Annotated in this window: 1 protein-coding gene and 1 pseudogene; both read left to right on the top strand. The window is 44.4% G+C overall.

The features are described from left to right. Nucleotides 1-1,607 (top strand): carboxypeptidase-like regulatory domain-containing protein (locus QCH34_RS09425; protein ID WP_300333274.1); only part of this gene is annotated, 1,607 nt, incomplete at its 5' end. A 286-nt stretch (nucleotides 1,608-1,893) separates the two neighbouring features. Next, nucleotides 1,894-3,155, top strand: a pseudogene (locus tag QCH34_RS09420) (IS256 family transposase). Nucleotides 3,156-3,273: the final 118 nt, after the last annotated feature.

Genomic DNA, 3,273 nt, shown 5'->3' with positions numbered 1-3,273 from the left:
ATGGACACATATTGGATTTCATTACAATAGATGTAGTCAATGGTGAAAAAGAAGGGTATAATATATTTGAGATGCCGTTTTCAACAAATGTGCAAGAAAATCATGTTTTCTATTCAGGCCTTCTTCAGAATTCGAGTGGTCAACCAATTGGTACGATTAATATAACATATTCCTTCTATAAGGATACCATTTGTCGTGAATCTGATATTTCTAACGATTGGTCTGATCACTCGTCTGGGATGCTAATATCCGCAACGACCCGTTTTTTTTGTCCCATAGTGAATTTCATCCTTTCCAGTGACGGTAAGCGAATTGAGAAGAGAGTATATCCATCGGAAGATGGTTCAAGCCTAGATGACAAATTCTATGGCATTTTCCTGCAAAATGAGCACTCCGGCATGTATGTTGAGCATCTGCCGACTTCACCATATCCCTCAGATTTATTTTATTCGGGTTCAGTAAGATATTCGAACTATTGCTTGTTGCAGTTCAAACAAGAGTCATGGCGATCAATTTCACCGGGTGCATCATTCAAGTCTGTACAATACATTTCTATCGGTGATGAAGTCACTGCAAAACGTAGAGTGGAAGAGCAGCGTAGCATCGAACTGCACCCGTATCCAGATGGCATCATCCCGATGGTAGTCACTGAAGACATTTCCAGAACAACAAGGTATGATCTACCTACGATCAAATTGTATGCCGATATAGGTGTGTCCTATATGATCACCGATAGAATTAGTGCACCGTATCTTGGTGTTCTCTGGGATGAGGGCTTTCGTCATCCGCAGATGGCGTATTATCATGGAAGCGCAACAGATCTTGTAATGCTCCCTGCTTCAAATCCACAGAGCGCTTCGTTGTCTGGGAAAGATCCTGAGAATCTTTTTAAGAGTTGGAGATCGGTAATCGATAGCGTTGCACAAAACCATGATATGGCGCTGTTCGTTTTCAGGATTGCAGATGTTGAAAATCCTGAATATGCCGGGAAGTTTGATGATCTCTATGACTATGCTCGGAAAAACGGACTGACGACAACGACGCCGGAAGACATTGCAGACCATTACAGGAAGCTCCAAAAGATATCGTATACCGCATCTAAGGAGTTAGGTCGTGCATCTATTAACGTTACGAACAGTAATCTTGAATCCATCTCAGGTGTGACCTTTAGAGTCGTCATGCCCCAACTCGAAGAAGGAAGGTATCTGGTTAAGGGTGGCAAGGTTGCGAATACACGCGAGTCAGGCGACTCCATCATCATCTATGCATCGGTGCATCTTGCTCCGCAAGAAACCCGGACAATCACCATAGAACCGGATGTTCCGAAGAAAGAATTAATTATCGGCATTCCTGAATACATAATCGAGAATAAGGTATCAATAAGTGTAAGGGGAGAAGATGGTCGACCAATAAGTAATGCTTTAGTTTCCATTGAAGGCTTCCCCATCCCGTTTGAGACGGATGCAGACGGCATTGCACAGGCGGAATTGTCGCGTGGCACCTACAAGGTCAGCGTAGAAAAAGCTGGATATTCAAAGCAGACCTTCAAAATGGAGGTGAGGGGGAGGATTTATGCTCTCCATCATCTCATCTACGATATATTATAATCAAATTAAATCAGATAATTCGAATAAAGGGAGTGATCTGCTTTGGTGTACAATGAAGGGTTATGGAGATTAGGTATTCATTTCAGTTTGTGTGATCCGCTTCCATCACTATGTGGATTGTTGAGATACATTAAATTTCCACGTACTGTTTGATAGCAATCCGAATTTCTTGTTGATGGTGATTTAATTTTACTTGTGTTCCAGGCAAGGTAGTGTACACAAAGTGATGTAAATATAGAAAGGGGCTTATATCCAATCCAAATTAGCCAAAAGGAGAATACAGGGCATGGATCAAAAGGAAGTCGTACGTAATTATCTTACCGCTGATGGAGATAGTATGAAACAACTCCTCACCTAATTCCTGAACGGGGTTGCAGGAGGAGGCAAATCAGCAGGCCGGAGCGGGGAGATGTCGGTAAACCAGTTCAAGGAGAACCTATCGGAACGGTCATCGTGACAGGAAACTCAAGACTCAATACGGAGAGTTGATCCTCAACAAGCCTCAATTACGGGATTTCATGTTTCAGACGAAAGTATTGGAGCGACATTCCCAGATCAAGAGGGTACTGGATAATGCGATCCTTGAATCATATCTTCAAGGACGTGAGTCGAGAAAATCTCTGATTTTCGCTAAGTTTCTAAGCGAAAGATATAGGAAATGATATAGGAGATCGTTGTACATCTCTGGATAGAGCAGATCTCGCCCTCATATGTCTTCAAGATCGCCTCCGACCTTGACCAGGCTGTTCACCTCTTCTTCTCCCGGCCGGTGGATACCTCCATCCCCTATATCTTCGTCGATGCCTCCTATTTTATTATAAAAGGCGGAGTACGGTATTTCAACAAGGCTTTCCTGGTGATTGCCGGAATACGGAGTGATGGATTCAGGGAAATACTCAGTGCCAGGATCGCCGATTGCGAGGATGAACTGACCTGGGAAGATATGTTCTCGGACCTCAAGGAACGAGGATTGACGAAAGTGGATCTGGTCATCTCGGATGACCACAGAGGCATCCAGACCGCTGCTGAACGGTCATTCCCGGGATCCAGCTGGCAGACACGGAAAAATTCCTTGAATTTTTCCTGACAGGCAGATCTCTGATCTGCCGTGTGTGCCACGTCCACTTTATTCGGGCGGTTCTCCGCAAAATCCCCAGGAAATTCCATAAAGAGATCGCTCAACTCATCAAGGAATCTCTCGCCGTTCATCGGAGACTCCAGGTATGTGCCGATGAACTCGATATCCGGGGATTCCCCCGGGCTGCCGACACGGTTGAACGATTCATCCCCGGATTGCTGAACTATCGAAGTGCTCCCCAGGAGCACTGGAGGAGAATTCGAACCACGAATATACTGGAACGCATCAACAAGGAACTGAAACGAAGATCCCGGACCATTGGCGCTTTGCCGAATGATGCTTCACTCCTCAGGCTGGCAGGGGCCATTCTGATGGATATCAATGAGGAGTGGATCACGGGTCGTAGGTATTTATCTGGATCAGAAGTGATAGTATGTCAGGATACTCGGGCAGAATTTACAGCAGAATGAGTACACTTCCTAATCCGGTGTGTTCACTGAAAAGATCTTAAACAAAACACTTCTTCTCTAACTGGACTTCTATATCCTTTAAAAAAGATTTGCATGAAAAATGGGGGAAAGAGAGCAA

The organism is Methanocalculus sp. (assembly GCF_029762515.1).
Classification (GTDB): domain Archaea; phylum Halobacteriota; class Methanomicrobia; order Methanomicrobiales; family Methanocorpusculaceae; genus Methanocalculus.
Note: the sequence above shows the minus strand (reverse complement) of the source record. Positions and strands in the feature narration are given on the sequence as shown.